The sequence below is a fragment of the uncultured Campylobacter sp. genome, assembly GCF_963517995.1.
In the GTDB taxonomy this organism is placed as follows: Bacteria; Campylobacterota; Campylobacteria; order Campylobacterales; family Campylobacteraceae; genus Campylobacter_A.
In genome coordinates this window covers 1-3,701 of record NZ_CAUQHQ010000183.1, presented here as the reverse complement: position 1 = coordinate 3,701, position 3,701 = coordinate 1, and the positions used below count along the sequence as shown (strand labels likewise).

General features: G+C 45.9%; 4 protein-coding genes and 1 pseudogene. All 5 read right to left on the bottom strand.

From position 1 onward, the window contains the following. Window positions 1–98: 98 nt before the first annotated feature. Window positions 99–212, bottom strand: a pseudogene (locus RYL88_RS12185) (DUF711 domain-containing protein); the annotation flags it as partial. A gap of 30 nt (window positions 213–242) precedes the next feature. Then, window positions 243–872, bottom strand: coding sequence for an NAD(P)H-dependent oxidoreductase (locus RYL88_RS12180; RefSeq protein ID WP_314991639.1), 630 nt, complete (start codon window positions 870–872; stop codon window positions 243–245). A gap of 455 nt (window positions 873–1,327) precedes the next feature. Further along, a complete protein-coding gene (gene selD, locus RYL88_RS12175) occupies window positions 1,328–2,347 on the bottom strand; it encodes a selenide, water dikinase SelD (RefSeq protein ID WP_314991641.1) in 1,020 nt (339 codons plus the stop codon). Continuing rightward, window positions 2,347–2,943: a sulfurtransferase-like selenium metabolism protein YedF gene (gene yedF / locus RYL88_RS12170; RefSeq protein ID WP_314991637.1), complete on the bottom strand. Its 597-nt coding sequence runs from the start codon at window positions 2,941–2,943 to the stop codon at window positions 2,347–2,349. The genes selD and yedF overlap by 1 nt, the downstream gene beginning before the upstream one ends. Before the next feature lie 139 nt (window positions 2,944–3,082). Next, window positions 3,083–3,701, bottom strand: a 619-nt coding sequence (locus tag RYL88_RS12165) for a formate dehydrogenase subunit gamma (RefSeq protein WP_314991635.1), incomplete at its 5' end; no start/stop codon positions are given.

The window sequence follows — 3,701 nt, the reverse complement described above, 5'->3', positions numbered from 1 at the left end:
GACGAGCTTTACGATTTTAGTTTTTAAACTTTTTAGGCGGACTTTTAAATTTAGCTTTTAAAGCGTTTCTTGAAACCTTTCGGACGGACTTTACGAATTCAGTTTTTAAAACTATGGATAGGCGCAGGGATTTGGCCGCCGCGGGCGATGAAGTCTGCGGATGAGTTTTTATTTACGCTCATCACCGGCGCACTGCCGAGCAGGCCGCCGAACTAAATCGCTAACGGCCAAAAGCCGTAAAATCAGTAAATCCACTTTACGACGTCGTTTATCTCGCGGCGATACTTTTTAGGTTGAGGCTTTAGGCGGTAACCAAACGGCACCACGATGGCTACGCGCTGTTTGCTCGTATCAAGACCCAAGATGCCGTTTAGCGCCGCCTCGTCAAAGCCCTCGATCGGGCAGCTATCGATGCCTAGGCTAGCTGCGGCCGTCATCATATTTGCAGCAGCTATGTAGCACTGCTTGCTCGACCAATGATAGATTAGCTCGTCATTGCCGCCGAAACGTCCGGTTAGAAAATCTCCGTAAAATTTTTTCCTGTCGCCGATTATATCAGGAGCCTTGTCTTCGCGGCGCTTGATCATTTTTTCCACGTATTTACCGACGCCTTTAACCTCTGCTACCTTAGCCAGGATAACTACCAAATGCGAGCAAGTCGTAATCTGAGGCTGATCCCACGAGACGGCGCGGATCTTTTGCCTTAGCTGCGGATTTTGCACGACGAGGAAATCCCACTGCTCTAGTCCCGTAGAGCTCGGGCTTAGTCTGCCCGCTTCCAAGATAAAATCAAACTCGCCCGCGCTGATTTTTTTATTTTCGTCAAAAATCTTGCACGCGTGGCGAAATTTCATCGCTTCTAAAAAATTCATATTTTCTCCTTTTACTAAAGTCGGGTAATTATACGATTTTAGCCAGAAATTTAACTTAACCGAGAGTTTTTATGCTTTAACTTTAAGCGCTATGTAAATTTGATGCGGCGAGCAAGACCGTCCCGCGCCTAGCCAAAGGTAGCTGAGCCTATTTAGATGCGGCGGCTATTTCGCGTTTATTTGGCTATTTATGCCAAGGATATTTACGATTTTTAAATTAAATTTAAAATAATGGGGATCTTGGGACGGCTTTTAGGTCAAGTATGTAAAACCGGCATACGAGGCGGCAAATTTTAAGTAAATGATAAAAGTAACGATTGCTCGGTTTAGCGCCGTTTTTGTGATTTATGCGCTAGATAGCCCAGTATATTTGGCGGTATTTTAAATATAGTTTAATAAACTAGATTTTTAAACTAAAAGTTTACCGGCTAAGCCGACAAATTTTGTCGCAAGCGCTAAATCAAATTTATCCCAAACTCCGTCTTTGCCGTAGCTACGCCCACTACGGCGCTGTTTTCGTAGCCGGCGCCCTTTAGCCGGGATAAAGCCGAATTTGCCTCGCTTTGCGCTACCGCTAGCAGTAATCCGCCCGACGTCTGCGCGTCGTAAAGCAAGATATCGGCCTCGCCGCAGACGAATTTACTCGCAAATTCGCGGTTTTTATAGCTGCCCTCGGGGATGATACCCATATCGGCAAACTCGCGCGCGACCGCTATCACTGGTACGTTACCCGCGTAAATTTCAAAGCTAATTTTATCGTTTAGCATTTCGCTTAGATGTCCTAAAAAACCAAATCCCGTAACATCGGTCGCCGCCGTTACGTTTATACCTTTTAGCGCGTCCACGGCATAAAAATTTAGCTGCCGCATCGTCTCTACCGCCTGCTTTATCTGCGCCGAATTTAGCAGATCGGCCTTTATCGCCGTGCTTAAAACGCCCGTTCCTAGCGGCTTTGTGAGTATAAGCACGTCGCCCTCGCGCGCGGAGTTATTAGACCAAAAGGAGTTTGGCGAAACAACGCCCGTGACGCTAAGACCGTAATACATCTGCTGCGTCTCTATCGTGTGTCCGCCCACGATCACGCCGCCGCACTCGGCGACCTTATCCAGTCCGCCGCGCAAAATTTCGCCCAAAATTTCGCCGCTTAGGTTGCAGCTGTCAAAGCCGACGATATTTAGCGCGTTTAGCACGCGCCCACCCATCGCAAACACGTCGCTTAGGCTGTTTGCGGCCGCGATCTGGCCGAATATAAACGGATCGTCTACCACCGGCGTGATAAAGTCCAGCGTCTGAACGAGCGCGATGTCGTCCGTAATCTTAAAGACGCTCGCGTCTTCGTTCGTGCCGATGTTTGAGAGCAAATTTGGGTGAGCTAAATTTAAATCGCCGATAGTTTTGTGTAGACCCGACGGGTCAAGCTTGGCCGCTCAACCCGCCGCTTTGACGAATTTGGTTAGACGTTTGTCGTTGTAAATCATAGTTTGATTTGCTCGTGAGAAGTTAAAATTTGCATGATTTCGTAGGCATTTGATATCTCTCCGACGCTTAAATCGCCGACGAGTTTATACGCCTCCAAGCAGCTGCCGCAGCTTAAAATTTTAACGCCCGCAGCCTCTAAATCCTTAAGCGGTTTAAAGCCCGCATGCGCGCGGTTCGTAGTCATTTTAACGGCGTTATTTACGCAAATGACGTACTCCGGTTTTTCCACCTGCAAAAGCGCGCCTAAAAATTTAGATAGTAAGCTAACGCCCACATCGCCGCTTCCGGCGTATTCTTCATTTAGATAAACGACCGTTTTTTTGGCTTTTGGCGTAATTTCGCAGACGAATTCGTCAAAATTTGCTAACTCAAGCTTTGATTCGCCCTTAACGGCGGTGATTTTTGTCTCGGCGCCATTTTGTTCTACGCTAAATTCGACGTTTTGATTTTTTAAAAAACGGCTAATGTTTTCTTTTGGAGCTATGGAATTTACTAAAATCTCGAGCTTTTCGCCGACTTTTAGGCTCTCAAGCGCATTTTTAGTCCTGATGACGGGTTCTGGACAAGCCAAATTTCTACAATCGATTTGCATTGATTTTTCCTTAAAATTTATTACTCTTCAACCTGAAGTCTAGGGGGAATTTTACCTAAAAGATTTTAAATTTTGTATAAAAAGGCGAATTTTAGGCTAGGCTTTAAAATAAAAAAGGAGAAAAACTTCTCCTTTTTTATTATTTTAATTTCGCGTAAGTTTTTTCGTATTCAGATACGGGGATTTTGTTTTTAGAGATGAGCTCCTGATACCAGTAGTGGTGAAGCACGTAAACTTCTTCTTCTTCTTTATATCCCGTTACCATCGACCAGATAGCGCCGTGTATCGCGATAGCCGCCATATATATGTGTACTAGGAAAAATACGGCGCAAACTATACCAAGTACGTTGTGAATTAGCGCAGAAGCTCTTAAAACTTCGATTTGCGGTACGCCTAGCCAAGTAGCGACGTCAGGCGTTTTAAAATCCAAGAAGAACATCGCTGCGCCGGTTAGTATCATCACTATACCGCCGGGGATTGCTACCCAGTACCATGCTTTTTGACCGGCGTTAAATTTACCTGCAGGTACCGGTCGCTTAACTTTTGAAAGATATCCGCCTACGATCAGCATCCATCTGATGTCGTAGATCGTCGGTAGCATTCTTTTAGTCCAAGCTATCAGCATCGGCAATACGGATACCGCAAATATAATAGTAGCTAACCCGTGGATGTTTTTACAAAATCTAACGAAAGCCCCGCCGCCAAGCTCAGCGCCCCACATCATGATGATACCGGTCGGCACCAGCACTATCCACGAG

Excerpts from the sequence above, each read along its gene's own strand:
- RYL88_RS12180 (WP_314991639.1), bottom strand. The coding sequence starts at position 872 with ATGAATTTTTTAGAAGCGATGAAATTTCGCCACGCGTGCAAGATTTTT.
- yedF (WP_314991637.1), bottom strand. The coding sequence starts at position 2,943 with ATGCAAATCGATTGTAGAAATTTGGCTTGTCCAGAACCCGTCATCAGG.